The following is an 18,125-nucleotide window of genomic DNA, read 5'->3' as shown; positions in this document are numbered from 1 at the left end:
GTGGCGGGTCTGGCTAAATCCACGAGGTATTCACGCACGTCTGAGGTACCTCTTCTTGCGTTTCGAGAGTATTGATGGGCAATGTCCGGAATGCGGCTATCTGACGCACCCGTTGACACCCGGGAAATACGGAGCAAACTTGCCCGCTCAGCGCCGCGGACCATGCTCACACGAGAGGTGGGACCGGGCGAGCCCCGCGTCGTGGTGATCATGGTCACAGCATAAAGGCGTATGGCTGTTGGTAACTTCCCGTTTACGGTGCCGACTTGAAGTGCCAGGGCGTCGAAGGGAACGGACTCGTGGGCGTGGCAGAAAAAACTTCACTGAGATCTGGCGGGTTCGCATCTTTACTTGAGTCGGTGGTAAAGGCAGCCCGGCAGACCACGGATATGGATCATGCGTTAAAGACGCTCCTCACCCTCGACGGCCATATCCCCGAAACCATCGGACGCGCCGCACTCAGCTCCGCCGACCGCTCCGTCGCGGACACTCCGGTCGGGCACCGCCCGCTCCTCGACCCCGCCGCCACCACCCCTGACGTGCTGATACTCGACGCCACCGGCCGGGCGCGGTTCATCCTGGAAGGCGCCGAAACCCCCGCAGGCTCCCTGCTCGTCGGCTCACTCGTGGCCGACCCCGAACTGATCCACAAGATCTCCAGGCGATACGCGTCGGCACGCGCCGCCGACGAGAGCGCGGGCGCCGAGATGCGCCGCTGGCTGCAGGAATTACCGCAGGACGGCGTACGGACCCTCATCGATCAACTCGCCTATGTGGTGCGGCACATGGCCCCGGTCCTGCTCTATGTGGGAGACCGGCACTACTCCAACTTCGGGCAGTTCAGCAATCTCCCGGGAAGATCACTCAACGCCGATGATGATCGCAATCTGCTGAACCGACTCGCCGCCACCCCCGTCACCGAGTGGCCCACCGAAGACGCCTGTTTCATCGCCCTCACCCACTTCCTGTTGCGCAGCGGAATCCAGGCCCGCCTGGAAGAGGTCAACGGCACCCAGCTCTCACCCGCCGCCGTCGTGGATTTCCTCACCGACCGCATACGCAACTACGGTGCCCAGCCGCCCCGTTCACCACAGAACTCGATAACCGCCGCGCACCTGGAATCCCTCGCGGACACCTGCGCCCGGGAACGCCGCGACCAACTCGCGGGCGGCGCGGTCTTCTACCGCCTCATCCACGGCGTCAACCTCAACAAGGCCGAGCACCTGCTGCCGCAGGCCGTCACCTACGCCGACGTCCCCCCGGCGGTCCGCACGCTCTTCGCGCAGACGGCCGGCATCCCGTCGGACACCTCCGCGTTCGACGACACCCGCCCCGCACTGGACCGGCTGGCCGGCGAACTCCACACCAGCCCGGCACCCGCAGGCTTCCACTCGGCCTACGAAGCCCTGCTGACCCGCTTCATGACCACTCTGGCCGAGGCGTCGGGATCGGACGTGGCCATGGGGCGAGGCCCCCGCTCGCTGGCACCGCTGCACCCCGACAACGTCGAGAACGGCGACCCGCTGGAGCTGCGGACCAACGACTTCTTCTGCTGCGTGGCACCCGGCGAAGGCTTCGCCGCCCACTTCGCCGACGACCGCGCCGCGCTGGTGAAGACCCTGAGCGCCTACAGCGCGCGGATGCGCTTCAACACCTGGCACTACCTCCCGCACACCCTGGGCGTGCACGAGCGCGAACCCGGCCGCGACGACTGGTTCTTCGCGCCGTCCATGCCCGACCTGACGCACTGGTCCGACCAGCACCACACCGGACACGTCACCTTCGGCGTCCGCTTCGCCATCCGGGTGCCGCTCGGCATCGAGTACGCGGGCCGCTACCTGCCTGGCCTGTACGACCTCCGCCTGATGCGCGCCCACGGCGAGCAGTACACGGTGGCCGACCTGCGGGCCACCGTCGCCGCCGGCCGGCTCCTCACCGCCCTCCACCAGGCGATGAGCCCCTACGGGCCGACCGTACGCGACTTCGACAACGGATGGTTCCGCACCTTCTATGGATGACAGCCTCCGCCACCTCGACACCGCCGGCCTGCGCAGGCTGTACGAGACCGGCGCACTCTCACCCACCGCCTTCCTCCAGGACACCCTGGACCTCATCGAGGCGCAGCAGCCGTCGCTCGGCGCGTTCGTCACCGTCGCCACCGAGCAGGCGAGGCAGGCGGCGGCCGAAGCCGAGGCACGCATCGGTGCGCTCGGCGCCGCCGCCTGGGACGAACGGCCGCTGCTGGGCGTCCCGGTCAGCGTCAAGGACCTCACCGCCACCAAGGGGCTGCGGACCACCCGCGGCTCCCTGCGGCTGCGCGACGCGACACCCGACGAGGACGCGCCCGCCGTCGCACGGCTGCGCCGGGCGGGCGCCGTCATCCTGGGCAAGACCACCACATCGGAAGGCGGCTGGAGCGCCGCCACCGTCAACCGGCTGGGCCCGGCGGCGGCCAACCCGTGGGACACCTCCCTGAGCGCCGGCGGCTCCAGCGGCGGCGCGGCGGCGGCGGTGGCCGCGGGACTCGGCATCGCCGCGACCGGAACCGACGGCGCGGGCTCGATCAGGATCCCCGCGGCCTTCTGCGGCGTCGTGGGATTCAAACCGACCCACGGCCGCATCCCGTACGTGCCCCACTGCCCCGACCGCCTCTCCCACCTCGGCCCGCTGACCCGCACGGTCGCCGACGCCGGTCTGCTGACGGACGTCATGACCGGCGCCGACCCCCGCGACCCCGACTCCTGCTCCCCATGGCAGGACGGCCGGCTCCCGGTGCCCGCACGTCCGCTGCGCATCGGCTGGACCGAGGCGCCGGGGCGCGCCGCGGCCGACCACCTCACGGCCCCGCAGCGGACGGCCGTCCGGACGCTCGGGGACCTGGGCCACCAGGTGGAGCGGATCCCGCTGCCCTTCGACGACCCCTACCCCGCCCTGGTGACGATCCTGGCCGCCGCCGAAGCGGCCGGATCGCCCCCGGAACACGACGCGTGGGCCGACCCCGAGCGGCTGCGCATCGTCGAGCACGGCAGGCGGCTCGGCGCCGCCGACCTCGTCCGCGCGGAAGCCGCCAGGGGCGTACTGCGCACCCAACTCGCGTCGTGCATGCGCCGGTTCGACGTGCTGGCCATGCCGACCCTCACCGTCGAGCCGTTCCCCGTGGACGCCTGGCGCCCCGCGGACGGCGACCACGACCCGCTGTCGTGGCTGGCCTGGGCGCCCGCCGCCCACCCCTTCAACCTGGCCGGCATGCCGGCCGTCTCCCTGCCCGTCGGCCTCAGCGCCCGCGGGCTGCCGGTCGGCCTCCAGCTGACGGCCGCCCCGGGACACGACGCGCTGGTCCTGCACGTCGCCCGGGAAATCGAGCGCTCGCTTCCCGCGCCACCCACCTATCCCGGAGAGGACCGTCGACAGAAGTGACCCCAAGTGCCGACCGGCCAGGCAGCGCCGCATATCACCAACTGAGTACCGGAAGCCGTGACTTCATCGCACGGAACGAGCTGTGGGACGACCGGCAGCAGGCGGCTGCCCGCGACCTGGAAGCGGCCCTGGACACCCTGGACCACGTGCGGGTGGTCTTCGCCGACCCGCACGGCCTGGCGCGGTCCAAGACGCTCACCGCCGACGCCTTCCGCACGGCGCTGCGCAACGGCATGGACTACAGCCCGGGACCGTTCGTCTTCGACACAGGACACGCCGTCGCGGTCGACTACACCCGCAGCGACGGCGGCGTCGGCGTGGACGAACTCCAGGGCGCCGGCGACTTCGTCCTCGTGCCCGACCCGACCACCTTCCGACGGCTCCCGTACACCCGGGCCCGTACGGGCTGGGTGATCGGCGACGAGTACCTGCGCTCAGGACGCCCGCACCCGCTGTCCGCCCGCGCCGTACTCCGCCGGCTCCTGGCAGGACTGCGGCCCCGCGACCTCGACTATGTCGTGGGCCTTGAGGTCGAGTGGTACCTGACGCGCCTCGTGGACGGCCACTTCACCGGCACGGTCGGCGGCTTCGGCGAACAGGGCGAACCGCCTGCCGTCACCCCGGTCAACGGAGGCTTCCAGTTCAACCTGGACGCGCTCACCGACGCACTGGAACCCGTGACCACCCCGCTCGCCGACGTGCTCCAGCAGCTGGGCATGCCGCTGCGCTCCGTGGAGCACGAATCGGGGCCGGGACAACTGGAGTTCACCTTCGCCCCGCAGAGCGCCCTGGACGCCGCCGACAGCATGCTGCTGTTCCGGACCGTGACCAAGCAGATCTGCGCCCGGCAGGGCTACCATGCGTCCTTCATGGCCCTCCCCGCGCTGCCCGGCTTCGACGCCAGCGGCTGGCACCTGCACCAGTCCCTGGCCCAGGCGTCCACCGGCCGCAACCTTTTCAGCGCACCGGACGGCGACGCGGTACTGTCCCCGACGGGCGAGGCATTCCTGGCCGGCCTCATCGAACACGCCACCGCCGGAGCCCTGTTGTGCGTCCCCACGCTGAACGGATACCGCCGCATCGGCGGCGGGTTCTCGCTCGCCCCGAGCCGCGTGGCCTGGTCGGTCGAGAACCGGGGCGCGCTCCTGCGGGTGCTCGGCGCCCACGGCGACCCGGCGGCACACATCGAGAACCGCCTGGGCGAGCCCTGCGCCAATCCGTACCTCTACATGTCCGCCCAACTCGCCGCAGGACTTGACGGGATGCGCCAGGGCAAGGCACCGGGCCCGTCGGCGGACGACCCGCACGCCACCCACCTGCCGGCGCTGCCCGGCAGCCTGGGCGAGGCCCTGGGGGCCTTCACCGAAAGCCGGTTCTACCGCGAGGTGCTGGGCAACCCCCTGGCGGAGTGCCTGCGGCAGCTCAAGAGCAGTGAGCTGCGGCGCTACGAGCAGTGGTGCGCCACTGCCGGGCGGACGGATGACCGAGCTGTATCTGAATGGGAGCACCGTGAGTTCTTTGCCACGTACTGAGACCTACCGGACGCGTGTGGTACGCACCGTCGAGGACCTCGCGCCGGAGACCGGGGAGTTGGCCTCGGCAGCGGGAGCGTCGGAGTTCTACTACGGACACGAATTCCTGCGGGCGTACGAGAGGGAGCCCATCCAGCCCGTGCACGCGGTGTACTACATCGAGGTGCTGGACCACGACGACCGGGTCATCGGTCTGACCCCCTGCTACGTCCAGGGCGACCCGCTGCGCGCGCTGGGCCTGGCCGCCGACGAGAAGGCCCTCCTCAGCCACGTGTGGCACTGCTCCGACACCCAGCTCGCCAGCACGCACACCGGCCCCGAGGTCGCGCGGGCCGTGGTGGCCGAAATGCGCCGGATCGCGGCCGACGAGGGCTTGTCGCGCTGCGGTTTCATCAACGTCGCGACCGGCTCACCGACCGCCGACGCCCTGGAAGCCGCCGGTCTGACGGGCACGGACCTGGACACCCGCTACACCGTCGACCTGGCGGCCGTCGGGAACTGGGACGGCTATCTGGCCTCGCTGCGGTACAACGCCCGCAGGGAGTACGCACGTCAGCTCCGCCGCGCCGACGACTGCGGGGTGCGGGTGAGCGAACGCGAGCCGCAGGAGAACGAGGACCCCGAGACGCTCCGCATCTTCGAAGCGCTGATGGCGAACGTGGGCTCCGCCGGGTACTACAGCAAGGAACGGATCGCGGCCTTCCTCCGGTACACGCGCAAGGGCGCCCGCATCATCGAAGTCACCCAGGACGGTGAACTGATCGCCAAGGCCGTCGTCTTCATCGAGTCCAAGAAGATCCACGCCTGGGCCGGCGGCTACGACCGCCACGCCGACGAGGCGAGCGGCCGGCCCTTCAGCTCGTACTACGTGCTGATGTCGGCCATCATCAAGCTCGGCCTGCGCATCGGCGTCCCCACGCTGGAAGGCGGACGCCGCAACGGACACTTCAAGATCCGCTACGGCATGCGTCCGCAGGAGCTGATGGCCTTCATGACGGACGTCGCGGGATGACCACCGCCTGAGTCCCGCGCGGGCCCGCCCGCGACGAGAGACCTCCGTGTGATGCGGCGTGAACACCGCCCCCGCACGGAGGTCTTCGTCTTTTCACCGGCCCTCATGGCCACCGGCTGTCATGGCCACCGGCCCTCAGGGGCCGTCGGCGCGGGCGCCCTGCCCCTCGTCCGTCATCCGGCGTGCCCGGCGTGCCCGGCGTCGAGCGGGTCGAGGAACCGCACCCCCAGATCGTCGAACTCCCGCTCCGCGGGCGGGGTGTCGTCCACCAGGAACACCAGGCGGCCGGCGTCCGCACCGCCGTTCCCGTCCCGGTGCGCGCCGTGCTCCCCGGCATCGTGACGCGGGGCCTGCGGGAGCGCCAGGGCGACCTGCTGCGATGCGTGGCGTACGGCGACGGAGCCGGCCGGGCCGCTGCCGAAGGGGACGTGCGCGGCGGCGAGGCGTGCGAAGCCGAGGACGTTCTCGCAGAAGGCCGTGTAACCGTTGAGGTCGTCCGCGGGGAGCCGGAAGGCGAGGGGGCCCGGCATCCGGGCCGACGTCAGCGGCTCCGACGGGGCCCCCGGGGTGGCGGCCCACTGACGGCCGGCGGCCCACCGGCGCCCCGCGGGCCGCGCGTGGCCTTCGTGCCCGATGGCCGGCAGGAGGGTGTGCGAGGAGCCGCCGAATCCCGACACGACCGGGTTTCCCTGAGGCGAGTACTCCACCGTCGCGCCGGCCGCCAGCGCGGCATCGCGGGTCGCGGCGACGTCCGCACACCGCACCGCGACGTCGGCCACCCCCGCTCCGTTTTCGGAGACGAACTTCCATGTCGCCCAGCCCGAGGTGACGACGAGGTGGAGACCGGCCAGCCGAAGCAGCACGGAGCTTCGGTCGACTTCGACGGAGTCGGCGACGCGTGTGAAGCCCATGGCCGACACGAAGTGCTCGACAGCCGCGACTTTGTCTCTCGTGTACAACTCGACATGCGATATATCTCGCACCGTCATGGGGATTTACTCCTTGCGGGCAGGGGAATTGCGCGGGGCGCCACGGTCCGTCAACAGCCGCCGTATACAGCGTGGTTCGGGTGTGCGGTGTTGTCGCCGGTCCGCGACCGGGATTGCCACGGTCACGGACGCGGATGGCGCGCCCTTGGTCATCTATCGGGCAGTTGCAGACTAACCCAGCAGGTGTGCCGCCGATACGTCTCCGGAGAGGGCCAGGGAATCACCCGTGAACTGCTTCCCTAGCCGGGAGACGCGGCAAACCTTCTCCCGATATGACCATGGCGATACCCGGGGGAGCGGAGCGGGCGAAGGGCCGGCCGCTCGCCGGACACCGGGGTGTGCGGGCCGTGAAACGGCTGCGTAACAGGGCTGTCCGTCGCGTTCATCAAGAGTTCGGGTTTCCCTCGCTGTCCTGTAGTGCGCGAACGGGCAATGTGGCTCCGGCCGCGTAACACCGGTATGAACTCGGCCGGCGCGAAGCCGCCTTGGCCTATGCGCTCGCGCTTCAAACGTGAAAAAGCTCATCAGATTCCACGGCGTCGGCGCCGCCCGCGTCCGGCGAGGTCGCAAGCCTGGAGGTCCTACTCATTCAAGCCACTATTCCGGCCCATGGCTGGACAGCACCGGAAACATCAAAAACGCCGCAAGCATCGGTGGAATGGAGTGATGTCCGGCCCAGGTCATTGCAGGGACGCCGCTACGACAGTCTGAAACCGGCCAGAGACTGACCGGACCTCATGCCCCCCCTTGCTCGCATCGCGGCTCACCAGCATCATCAGTTGTGTTCCTTGTTCACCGACACACAAGCGAGCACTGACGACAATGCCAGGAGTGCCCCTTATGGCCCTCAGCAGCGAACCCCACGCCGCCTGTAGCGCGAATGAAGTCCGGTGATCCGCTGTCTGTGTTGCCGCGGTGTTGATGGGATGAGTGCCCCGCGTGGCCGCCCATCGGGTAAAAAGGGCCATTGAGTATGTCGTCGGGCGGTAATCGCTACTGACGAACGAGGCATCCACCAAGATCACAAACATTCGATGTCGTGTTAGTCTTTCGCCGTTGCATTCAGGCTGGCAGCCTGACATTCTTCTGGGCGATTACTGGTTCTGTCATCCGGTTCGCAAGCGCGCAAGGGTGCGTGTTTATCGCTCCCGAATACGGTGCAGAAGGTGTCCTTTTCCAAGCGAACAATACGCTGATATCGACGAGCCGCGGGCCGTGGCTGCGTAGGGCAGACCCATGTCTTCAACGCGGCGTTCATATCGCAGATTCAAGCTGAATCGCACATCAATCAGAAGACAGGAACTGACATGATCAACCCCACCTTCTCCATCAGCAAGGACGACGTCGAGTTCTTCAAGGAGCACGGCTTCCTGAAGCTGCGGAACATCTTCTCGGAAGAGTTCACGGAGCACATGAGGAGCATCAGCACCTCGCAGGTGGCTCCCCCCGGAGACAACTACGGGTCGGGCTTCAGCAAGCTCAAGTACGACGTCGGAAACGACGACCCAAAGATTCTCGCGCTCATGAGCGATCCCGCCTTTTCGAAGGCGATGACACGGCTCACCGAGACGTCTCTGTTCTTCACGCAGGGCCTCGGTTTCGAGCTGGAGAAGAACAAGAGCACGGGCTTCCCCTGGCATGTGGGAACGCAGAGCTTCGGCTTCCAGCGGCGGCAGGACCAGGGCTTCACGATCTGGACGCCGCTGTGCTCCATCGACCCGGAGGGGCAGCGCGGCGGCATGAAGTACCTGTCCAAGCAGGTGCTGTCCGGTGAATTCGTGTACCAGCACATCAACCTGCTGCCGGACTTCATGAAGGACGAGATAGCCGCCGGCAAGGAACTCGGCTTCGACGACTTCAGCCGGCTCAAGAACAGCCTGCTGAACTCGCCCGAAATGGCGAAGCTGCTCGACCACTTCGCGGTCGAGGACTCCTTCGAGCCCGGCGACGCCCTGATCTTCGACAAGTACGTACTCCACCGGAGCGTACCGCTCGCCGAGGGCCCCATTCCGTCCCGCCTGGCCTACGCGCTGCGCTTCTCGTCGGTCGACGCACGCTACGACAAGCGCCGGGTGGACGCGCTGGCATTCCCGCGGGTCACCTTCAACTACGACGTCGGCAGCCACTTCAACGACAATGTCGGCACCCACGACGGCGACACCGTTTACAGCAGCCCGCACTTCGACGGCACCCGCGAGGCTCGCACGCTCGACGCGGACGATGCGCCGCAGCACGTCTAGCACAAAGCGTTTTGTTCACATGTAGCCGCGACGGCTCCTCGCCGGGCACCGGCTTTTCTCGTCAGGAGAGAAACCGGTGCCTGGCAGGACCGTTGCGCTGCATGTCTGCTCCCGTCGCCGCCGGCTCCGCCGGCCGTCGCCGTGCCCGCACCGTATGCGACGGGAAACCCCAGCAGATGGCGAAGCAACACATCCGGGTGGTTGATCTGCGATCGACCGCTGGATGGTGCGTCTCAGGAACGGGAAAAACATGGTAGGCATCGTGAATGACACTGACGTTGTGCTGCGGCCGGCCAGGCCCGAGGACAGCCGGCAAATGGCGTCACTGGCGCAAGAAGCGTATGGGAAATACGTCGACCTGGTGGATGAACCGCCGGCACCCACGCTGCTCGACTACGAAGACGTCGCCGCCGCGGGCCGCACGCACGTCGCGGTGGACGCGGGTGAAATCGTGGGCATGGTCACGGTGGAACCGAGCGATCCCCACCTGATCCTGAGAAACCTCGCGGTGCGTCCTTCCTGCCAGGGAAAAGGCATAGGGAAAAAGCTGGTTTCACTTGTGGAGAATATGGCGCAGGTGGCCGACCTGAAAGGTGTCCGGCTTTGGACCCGTGCCGAAATGATCGATAATATCGCATTTTACGAGCGGCTTCATTACGCCATCACTCACTCCGAGCAGACGGCCGAGGCCAACCGGGTCTTCTTCTGCAAAGAGCTCGGGTGACGCGGATACCGCGCAACAGCTCGAAGTACTCGACCAGCACGTGAATGGGAGCGCACAGTGGTTACCCCTCAGTCCACGCCGATTGCGAATCGAATCGCCGAGACTTTCGCCGCGGAGGTGAAGGAGCCGGCCATCACCCAGGACATGATCCGGGAAATGGGCCGGTCGATCTACGAGACGTACCTCGACCACAAGGTCCTGGTTTTCCGCTCCCAGGACATCTCGGCCCGCACCTTCGCCGAGTTCGGCACCATCTTCGGGCGCCCTGAAGAGCACCACGTCATCAAGCTGCGCCACCCGGAAGAGCCGACGCTCACGCTCCTGTCCAACCAGGACGAGCCCGGCAGGAACAAGGAGATGAAGACGTCGGGCCAGGGATGGCACTCCGACTACTCCTACAAGCTGGTGCCCGGAAGCGCGACGATGCTGCACGGCACCAGCATTCCGGGTGAGGGCGGGGACACCCTCTTCGCCGATGCCGAATCGGCCTTCGCGGCTCTCCCCGAAGACCGGAAGGCGTACCTCAGGACGCTGCGGGTCCGCCATCAGTACCGCTGGTCGCCGGACCGCGATGACCCCTGGGCGCGCTGGAAGTACATCGGCCCGGAAGAGCGGAAGAAGACCCCGGAAATCACTCACCCGCTCGTCCGCCGGCACCCGGACACGGGCCGCGAGACGCTGTTCATCCAGCCGCGCATCATCGGCAGTGTGGTGGCGATCGATGGCATGGAAGAGAAGGAAAGCACGGCGCTGATCGAGGAGTTGATCGCGCACATCACGAGCGAGCGCTTCGTCTACCGGCACAAGTGGAGCCCGCTCGACGTGGTGGTCTGGGACAACCGGTGCGTGCTGCACTCGGCAACGACGAAGGACCTCGACGAGAAGCACGTGCGGCGGCTGCTGCGGCTGACCACGCACGGCCAGCCGGTCACGCCGTCCCTGCCGGAAGTGGGCCACAGCCGGCTGTCGCCCGTGAACTGAATCCGCGGCGGATGACCTGAACGGCGAAGCCATGCGTTTCACCGCGGCAGGAACATCCACGACGAAGAGAAACGTGCGCTGTTGTGGGCGCCCTGTGTCTCACCCACCGGGGCGCCCGCACACCCTCGATACCCAGGCCCACTCGACGTTAGCGAGCCATCATGTCTGCCAGGTTTCCGGTCCGGTGCTCGGACAGCGAGCTGTACTCCCACATGCTCGGCATTCTTGAGCGATTGGTCGGCTTCGACACCACGAGCCACAAGTCCAATCTGGAGCTGATCAGTTACGTCCAGGGGCTCCTTTCCAGCAACAACATCGACAGCACTCTCCACTGGAACGACGAACGCAGTAAGGCCAACCTGGTGGCGACGGCGGGGCCGCGCAGCGGCGGACAACGCGGAATCATCTGGTCGGGCCATACGGACGTGGTTCCCGTGGACGGACAGAAGTGGACGGCGGACCCTTTCACGCTGCGCGTGACGGATGACCAGGCCATCGGCCGTGGCACCGCGGACATGAAGGGCTTCATCGCCTGTTGCCTGGCCCTGCTGACCCAGGTCGACCAGGCGGCGCTGACCGTTCCCGTCACCCTCCTCCTCACCTATGAGGAGGAAGTGGGCTGCGTGGGCGCCCGCCGCCTCGTGCCGGAATTGCAGACGTGGGTCGACGACAGCATCGGCTGCGTCATCGGCGAGCCCACGGGCATGAAGGTGGTCATCGGGCACAAGGGAAAGCAGAACTACCGGATCCGGTTCACCGGCGAGCCGAAGCACGCCGCGCTCGCGCCGCAGATGCCCAACCCCATCGTGTCCGCATCCGAACTCGCCGCGTTCGCCCAGACGTTGAACGAGAAATTCCAGTCGGACGGCCCGCATGACGAGCGGTTCACCATCGACCACTCATGGATCAACGTCGGCAGGATCGACGGCGGTGTCAAGCCCAACATCGTCCCGGACAACTGCCTCATGGAGCTGGAGATCCGAGCCGTACCGGGCCATGACTGCGACGGAATCGCCAATGAACTGAAGCGCTTCGCCGAGGAAAGCCTCCTGCCGAAGATGGTGAAGAAGTCTCAACTGGCCGACATTTCCGTGGAACAGCTCTCCGACACGCCCTCGTTCGCCATTGATGACACGCACGCGTTCGTCGAGCTGGTCAGGTCGGCCTTCGGTGAGGAAGAGCCCCCGGAATACGTGCCCTTCGGGACGGAAGCCGGACTCATCTGGGGGAAGGCCGGAGTGCCTGCCGTCGTGTGCGGACCGGGATTCATCAGCGAAGCCCACACGGCCGACGAAGCCGTTCCGCTGGAACAGCTCAAGCTGTGCCTGTCGCAGCTGCAGCAACTGCCGCTCACCTAAAAGGGAAGCGCTCAAAGGGAATCGCCGGTACGGCCGGTCACATCCGGCCGGCCCCCAGGGGATACGGACCAGCGGCCAACCCGCTGCGCGTCCCCTTTCGATAAGGAGAACTGTTGACCTGTGACAGCCCTCGCGGTCCTGACACGAAAACCGTCAGTGGTGGGGTGTCCGCCTCCGGCGCGACCGTCGGCGCCGCAGCGTCGCGCCGTCTCGGCCGGGAATTCGGGAAGCTGTGGACCGCCTCTTCCACCTCGGCCATCGGCGACGGCATATCACTCACCGCCGCCCCGCTCATAGCCAGCACGCTGACGGACGACCCGCGGCTCATCGCCGGCGTCACCATGGCCCTGACCTTGCCGTACGCCCTGTTCGGCATTCCGGCGGGAGTCCTCGCCGACCGGGTCGACCTGCGGCGTTCCATGGCCCGCATCGATTTCTTCCGCGGTGCCATGGTCCTCGTGTTCGCCCTGTCGGTCGCCTTCGACTGGGCCAGTCTCGGCGTGATGTACGGATGCTTCTTCCTTATCGGCACCTGTGAGACGTTCTTCCGGAACGCCTCACAGATTCTTGTGCCGTCCGTCGTCGCCGAAGAGCAATTGGTCGACGCCAACGGCCGGCTTCTGGGAGCACAGACCGCCGCCAACCAATTCGTCGGGCCACTGGTGGGATCGGCGCTCTTCGTGCTGGCGCCCGCCGTACCGTTCGGGCTCGACGCGGTCACCTTCTTCGTCTCCGCCGTACTGCTCACCCGGCTGCGGACCACCACCCCTCACGACCACGTCACCCCGGCGAAGCGCCCAGGGCTGCTGGCCGATATGACCACCGGCGCCCGGTGGCTGATGCGCCATCGGTTGCTGCGCAATCTGTCGCTGACCGCGGGCGCGATCAATCTCGTATACACCGGTTCCCTCGCGGTACTCGTCGTTTACGCGCACAAAGTCCTGGGACTCGGCGATCTCGGGTACGGCGTGCTGTTGGCCTGCCAGGCCATCGGCGCCGTCGCCGCGGCGAAATTGTCGCCGCTTCTGGTCCGGCGCATCGGCGGCGAATGGACCCTCGTATGCGTCGTGGCGACCATGGCGGTCGGCGACGCGGTGATCTGGCAGACGTCCACGGTGTGGGTCGTGGGATGCGCGCTGGCCCTCGGCGCCTGTGCCAGCATCACCTGGGATGTCGTCGTGGTCGTCCTGCGTCAGACGGTGATTCCCAAGCCGTTGCAGGGCCGCGTCAACAGCATTTACCGGCTCTTCGCCTGGGGCGCGATGCCGGTGGGCGCCGGGCTGGCCGGAGTGGTTTCCAAAGGGCTGGGCGCGACCGCCGTGTACGGACTCGGCGCCGCCGTCATGGCCGTCGTCGCCGTGCGCCTCGTACTGGGCGCCCGCCGGCACTGGTTTGCCGACGCACAGGCGCAGCAGTCATGAAATGCCGTACCAGAAAGGGCCGTTCAGCGAACAGGACGGCCTGCCGTACGACCGTCCGTCATCCGGCGTGCACCCCCGAATGAGGAGGTCGAATCGCCGGTCACCGATCCCTTTCACACCACTCTGTTCAAGCCGCCGGCCGGCCCGCCGTGCCCGCCCGAGCCGAACGAAATGAGAACCCCTCCATGACGCAGCCCCTGACCACCCCGCACGTTCCCAGGTCGGAACTCGGCGCGGAATATCTCAAGTCCCTTTCCCAGCAGGGCACCGACCCCGCCGACCTGACCCGAAAGGTCGTCGAGGACGAACTGGTGACGGTGGCCTACCAAGGCCGTTTCCTCGCCTCGCCGGTATTCCTCTCTACCGCGGAGCGCCGCAGGCTCGCCGCCGACCTGCTGATGGTCCACACCCTGCTGACCGAACTTCCCGAGCGCCTTTTCGACGGTGACATCGCTGCCCTGGCCCGCGCCGTCGGCATGACGGAAACGCAGGCTTCCGTGGTCGAGCGCGCGGCGAAGGCGGGCCCGCAGCTGCTCCCGCTGGCGCGTTCCGACCTCTACCGCGGTGCCGACGGCTTCAAGCTTCTCGAACTCAACATCACCAGCGCCCTCGGCGGTTTCGAGAACGCCGGAATCAACCGGGCCATGCTGACGCACCCGGCGCTGTCCGCATTCGCCGCGGAACACCGGCTCGGTTACGTCGACACGCTGCGCGGCATTGTCGACACCCTCTTCGCCGAGTGCGCGGCGAACATCGAAGAGGGCCGCCGCCCCGTCGTCGCGCTGGTCGACTGGCCCGAGAGCTTCCTGTCGTACGAGCCCCGCCTGAAGGTCATGGCCGCGCTGTTCGACGGAATGGGCATCGACGCCATTCCCTGCCACGTGGGCCATATCCGGGAGAACGACGGGCATCTTGAGGTGGACGGACGCCGCATCGACGTGGTGTACCGCTTCTTCCTCGTCGAAGAGATCGTGGGCCCCGCCGACGCCGCGCTCGTCGAGCCCATTCTGCGCGCGTTCGAAAAGGGCACGGTCGGGCTCTTCAGCCGTCTCGACGCCGAGCTGTACGGCAACAAGGGCGCACTCGCCATGCTGTCCGACGACCGCAACAGGTCGGCATTCTCGGCGGAGGAACGCGCCTGCATCGACCGGTTCCTTCCGTGGACCCGGTATGTGCGGAGTACCGCGACCGACCTCCAGGGGCAGGAGATCGACCTCGTGGAGCACGCCGTCGCCCAGCAGCAGGACCTGATACTCAAGCCGACGCTGCTGCACGGCGGCAATGGCATCGTTCCCGGCTGGACGGTCACCGCGGACGAATGGAAGGCCCGGCTCACCGAGGCGATGGACGGCCCCTACGTGGTCCAGGAGCGCATTCGCCCGCTGCCCGAGACATTCCCCGCCGACGAGGGCAGCGGAACTCAGGAACTCTTCCTCAACTGGGGTGTCTTCCTCACCGATCCCACGGTCACGGGAGAGGACGGATACAACGGGTGTCTGGTACGGGGAAGCACCGATCCCCAGGTCGGCGTCGTCAGCATGTCGGGTGGCGCCCGGGTGGCCTGCGCCTTCCATGAAACCAGCGAGCCGGCCTGAACAGCCGGCGGGATATCGAGGACGCCGTACACATGAAGATCGCAGTTGTCGACGGATATTCGACCGGACGCACACTCGTCAGCGCACTCCGCAACCGCGGAAGCGCGTGTATCCATGTGCAGAGTTCCCCGGACATGTCCGACTACTTCACCCGGGGATTCCACGCGGACGACTACGAAGCCGTACTCGGCGCCGGCGAACCCACCGAACTCGCCGCCGAACTCGCCGGGTTGGGCGTGCAGCGCGTCGTGGCCGGAACGGAATCGGGCGTCATTCTCGCCGACACCCTCACGCATCTCATGGGGCTGCCGGGCAACCGGTACGAAACCATCGCGGCCCGCCGCGACAAGGTTCTGATGGGCGATACGGCAGCCGCCGCCGGCGTGGCCACTCCTCTCGGCGGGGCATTCGCCGACGCGGCCGAGGCGGCGGAATGGTTCGCCTCGCACGGCCTGGAAGAAGGGGTCGTCAAGCCGACCAGCAGCGCGGGCACCGACAACGTACGGTTCTGCCGTACACCGGCCGACATTCACAGCGCCTGCGAGGCGGTGCTCAACTCGGCCAATCTGTACGGGCAGCCCAATACCGTGGCGCTGGTCCAGGAACGTGTACGCGGCGTCGAGTATTACGCGAACACCGTCTCCCACGAGGGTGTGCACCGCATGGCGGAGCTGTGGCGGTACACCAAGCGGGTGGGCAGCGCGGGATACCCGATATACGACTACGAAGAGCCGGTACCGGTCGCCTCGGCCGAGGCGGCACCGCTGCGGGAATTCGTCGCCGCGACCCTGGACGCCCTGGGCGTGGTGTCCGGCGCCGCCCATACCGAGGTGATGATGACGGCCCGCGGCCCGGTACTCATCGAAACCGGCGCCCGGCTGGGCGGCGGAACCGCACCGGCCGTCGTGGAGAAATTCTCCGGGACCTCCCAGACCAGCCTCTTCGCCGACACCCTGATCGACCCGGAGCATCTCCAAGAATTCGATGACGCGGCCATCACGTGGTCCCGCACGGTACGGAACGTCGCCCTCATCAATCCCGTTGCCGGACAGGTGAGTTCACTGGACTGGACGGAGCGGATCGAGGCACTGCCGACGCTGGTCACGCTCACCCATGGCGTCACTGTCGGGGAGCATCTGGCGGCCACCACCGATCTGATCAATTCGCCCGGATACGTGTATCTGGCCGCCGAAGACCCGCAGGACATCGAGCGGGATTACCGCGCGCTGCGGGACATGGAGGAAGAGGGCCTTTACACAGGGCGCGTCCGTACCGGCTCCGCCGCGCGGCACGCCTGAAGGCCGCCACCTGCGACAACCGCCCGCCGGGGCGAGCCGCTCGCGCGGTGAATCCCGGCGGCGGTCGGCCGGGGCCCGTCGGCTCCGAGCCTCGACGGCACCACCACGCGGCCCGCACCCGCCACCTCCCGCTCACTCAACGAATCGATGTCTCAGGGCCGCCGGTTATGTCAGGGGGAGGGCTGAGGCCGATGGATCAGCTGTGAAAGGAACCCGATGACACTGGCCATGGGGCCCGTGCCCGCTATCAGTCATCATCAGATGCTCGTGTTTCTCATACAGATAGGTCTGCTCCTGGCTGTCGCCGTGGGGCTCGGCCGGCTCGCGGCACGCGTGGGCCTGCCCTCAGTGGTGGGTGAACTCACCGCCGGAGTCGTTCTCGGCCCTTCCCTGCTGGGAAATCTCGCGCCGGGAGCCTCGCAGTGGCTGCTGCCCAGGAATCCCGAGCAATTGCATCTGCTCGGCGCGGTCGGGCAGTTGGGTGTCATTTTCCTCGTGGCCATCACGGGAGCCCACATCGACCTGGGACTGCTCAAGCGCAAACGACGGGCCATCAGCTGGGTGAGCGCCGGAAGCGTATTACTGCCGCTCATCATCGGATTCGTACTCAGCCTGCTGCTTCCCGACGCGCTGATGGGAAAGGCGAGCGACCGCCTGACCTTCGGCCTTTTCATGGGCGTGGCGGTAGCCGTGAGCGCGCTCCCGGTCATCGCCAAAACACTGCTGGACATGGGTCTTCTGCACCGCAATGTCGGCCAGATCATCATCGGGGCCGCCGCGGTGAGCGACATCATCGGCTGGCTGCTGCTGTCGGTGGTGTCCGCCATGGCGTCGTCCGGATTCCGCATCGGCGTGCTGATGGAATCCGTCGGCTACCTCATTCTCGTGCTGCTCACCACGGCGTACGTGGCCAGGCCCCTGATCGGGCGGCTGCTGCGCACCGTCGAGCGGTCGTCAGGGCGCGAGGTCAGTCTTTCCGCCATCGCGGTGCTGATCGTGCTGGCCGCGGCCGGCACCCATGCGCTGGGCATGGAACCCGTCCTGGGCGCCTTCCTCTGCGGCATCGTGGTGGGCTCCCTGGGCACGGAGAGCCGGAGGTCGCTGGACTCCATGCGGGCGTTCGTCATGGCGACGCTCGCCCCCCTGTTCCTCGCGACGGCCGGCCTCCAGGTGGATCTGACCGCTCTGGGGAAGCCCCAGGTGCTCATCGCCGCTCTGGTCACGCTCGTCGTCGCCATCGGGGCGAAGTTCGCGGGCGGCTATCTGGGGGCCCGCGCCGGCCGGTTGGCGCACACCGAATCCGTCGCCATCGGTGCCGGCCTCAACGCCCGCGGCGTGGTGGAGATCATCCTCGCCTCCGTCGGGCTGCAACTCGGTGTGCTGACCACCGCCTCGTACACCATCGTCGTTCTGGTCGCGGTGGTCACCTCGGTCATGGCACCGCCGATCCTGCGCCGTACCACTCGGCGCATGGCCAAGACCGAGACGGAGATCGCGCGCGAGCGGGAGTTCATGGCTCAGGCCCAGTAACTCATCGGTACACCGGGCGAGTTCGCAC

At 67.5% G+C, this 18,125-nt stretch carries 13 protein-coding genes; 12 read left to right on the top strand and 1 reads right to left on the bottom strand.

Annotated elements, in window-relative coordinates; all coding sequences use genetic code 11:
• Positions 1-389: 389 nt before the first annotated feature.
• Genes ACGFNI_RS06495 through ACGFNI_RS06480 form a run of 4 tightly spaced genes read left to right on the top strand, consistent with a single transcriptional unit; the run spans position 390 to position 5,961 of the window.
• A complete protein-coding gene (locus tag ACGFNI_RS06495) occupies positions 390-2,018 on the top strand; it encodes a hypothetical protein (protein ID WP_393681149.1) in 1,629 nt (542 codons plus the stop codon).
• Positions 2,011-3,417 carry an amidase gene (locus tag ACGFNI_RS06490; RefSeq protein WP_393681147.1) on the top strand — a complete coding sequence of 469 codons (1,407 nt, stop codon included), beginning with the start codon at positions 2,011-2,013 and terminating at the stop codon, positions 3,415-3,417. The genes ACGFNI_RS06495 and ACGFNI_RS06490 overlap by 8 nt, the downstream gene beginning before the upstream one ends.
• On the top strand, positions 3,414-4,949 hold the full coding sequence (locus tag ACGFNI_RS06485) for a glutamine synthetase family protein (RefSeq protein WP_393681145.1): 1,536 nt from the start codon (positions 3,414-3,416) through the stop codon (positions 4,947-4,949). Before ACGFNI_RS06490 ends, ACGFNI_RS06485 begins: the two co-directional genes overlap by 4 nt.
• On the top strand, positions 4,936-5,961 hold the full coding sequence (locus ACGFNI_RS06480) for a GNAT family N-acetyltransferase (protein ID WP_393681144.1): 1,026 nt from the start codon (positions 4,936-4,938) through the stop codon (positions 5,959-5,961). The genes ACGFNI_RS06485 and ACGFNI_RS06480 overlap by 14 nt, the downstream gene beginning before the upstream one ends.
• A gap of 173 nt (positions 5,962-6,134) precedes the next feature.
• On the opposite strand, the gene ACGFNI_RS06475 is transcribed toward ACGFNI_RS06480, so the two are convergent.
• Positions 6,135-6,950, bottom strand: a complete 816-nt coding sequence (locus ACGFNI_RS06475; protein ID WP_393681143.1) for a 4-hydroxyphenylpyruvate dioxygenase — start codon at positions 6,948-6,950, stop codon at positions 6,135-6,137.
• A 1,307-nt stretch (positions 6,951-8,257) separates the two neighbouring features.
• Here ACGFNI_RS06475 and ACGFNI_RS06470 point away from each other — a divergent pair.
• From ACGFNI_RS06470 to ACGFNI_RS06435, 8 genes are all read left to right on the top strand, one after another.
• A complete protein-coding gene (locus ACGFNI_RS06470) occupies positions 8,258-9,190 on the top strand; it encodes a phytanoyl-CoA dioxygenase family protein (protein WP_393681141.1) in 933 nt (310 codons plus the stop codon).
• Positions 9,191-9,452: 262 nt separating this feature from the next.
• Positions 9,453-9,914: a GNAT family N-acetyltransferase gene (locus tag ACGFNI_RS06465; RefSeq protein WP_393681139.1), complete on the top strand. Its 462-nt coding sequence runs from the start codon at positions 9,453-9,455 to the stop codon at positions 9,912-9,914.
• A gap of 57 nt (positions 9,915-9,971) precedes the next feature.
• Positions 9,972-10,895 carry a TauD/TfdA dioxygenase family protein gene (locus ACGFNI_RS06460; RefSeq protein ID WP_393681137.1) on the top strand — a complete coding sequence of 308 codons (924 nt, stop codon included), beginning with the start codon at positions 9,972-9,974 and terminating at the stop codon, positions 10,893-10,895.
• Positions 10,896-11,056: 161 nt separating this feature from the next.
• Positions 11,057-12,253 (top strand): acetylornithine deacetylase, encoded by a 1,197-nt coding sequence (argE, locus tag ACGFNI_RS06455; RefSeq protein ID WP_393681136.1) that lies wholly within the window; start codon positions 11,057-11,059, stop codon positions 12,251-12,253.
• A 113-nt stretch (positions 12,254-12,366) separates the two neighbouring features.
• The gene (locus ACGFNI_RS06450; RefSeq protein ID WP_393681134.1) at positions 12,367-13,674 is read left to right on the top strand and encodes an MFS transporter; all 1,308 of its coding nucleotides are present in this window, start codon (positions 12,367-12,369) and stop codon (positions 13,672-13,674) included.
• Positions 13,675-13,859: 185 nt separating this feature from the next.
• On the top strand, positions 13,860-15,269 hold the full coding sequence (locus tag ACGFNI_RS06445) for a hypothetical protein (RefSeq protein WP_393681132.1): 1,410 nt from the start codon (positions 13,860-13,862) through the stop codon (positions 15,267-15,269).
• A 32-nt stretch (positions 15,270-15,301) separates the two neighbouring features.
• Positions 15,302-16,567, top strand: coding sequence for an ATP-grasp domain-containing protein (locus ACGFNI_RS06440; RefSeq protein WP_393681130.1), 1,266 nt, complete (start codon positions 15,302-15,304; stop codon positions 16,565-16,567).
• A 261-nt stretch (positions 16,568-16,828) separates the two neighbouring features.
• Positions 16,829-18,097 (top strand): cation:proton antiporter, encoded by a 1,269-nt coding sequence (locus tag ACGFNI_RS06435; protein WP_393681128.1) that lies wholly within the window; start codon positions 16,829-16,831, stop codon positions 18,095-18,097.
• Positions 18,098-18,125 lie beyond the last annotated feature (28 nt).

Origin of the sequence: Streptomyces sp. NPDC048644, from assembly GCF_043199105.1 — a bacterium.
In the GTDB taxonomy this organism is placed as follows: domain Bacteria; phylum Actinomycetota; class Actinomycetes; order Streptomycetales; family Streptomycetaceae; genus Streptomyces.
This window is presented reverse-complemented; position numbering and strand designations above follow the sequence as displayed.

Coding starts and splice junctions, on each gene's coding strand:
- ACGFNI_RS06445 (WP_393681132.1), top strand. CDS start 13,860: ATGACGCAGCCCCTGACCACCCCGCACGTTCCCAGGTCGGAACTCGGC.
- argE (WP_393681136.1), top strand. CDS start 11,057: ATGTCTGCCAGGTTTCCGGTCCGGTGCTCGGACAGCGAGCTGTACTCC.
- ACGFNI_RS06475 (WP_393681143.1), bottom strand. CDS start 6,950: ATGACGGTGCGAGATATATCGCATGTCGAGTTGTACACGAGAGACAAA.
- ACGFNI_RS06435 (WP_393681128.1), top strand. CDS start 16,829: ATGCTCGTGTTTCTCATACAGATAGGTCTGCTCCTGGCTGTCGCCGTG.
- ACGFNI_RS06495 (WP_393681149.1), top strand. CDS start 390: ATGGATCATGCGTTAAAGACGCTCCTCACCCTCGACGGCCATATCCCC.
- ACGFNI_RS06440 (WP_393681130.1), top strand. CDS start 15,302: ATGAAGATCGCAGTTGTCGACGGATATTCGACCGGACGCACACTCGTC.
- ACGFNI_RS06490 (WP_393681147.1), top strand. CDS start 2,011: ATGGATGACAGCCTCCGCCACCTCGACACCGCCGGCCTGCGCAGGCTG.
- ACGFNI_RS06470 (WP_393681141.1), top strand. CDS start 8,258: ATGATCAACCCCACCTTCTCCATCAGCAAGGACGACGTCGAGTTCTTC.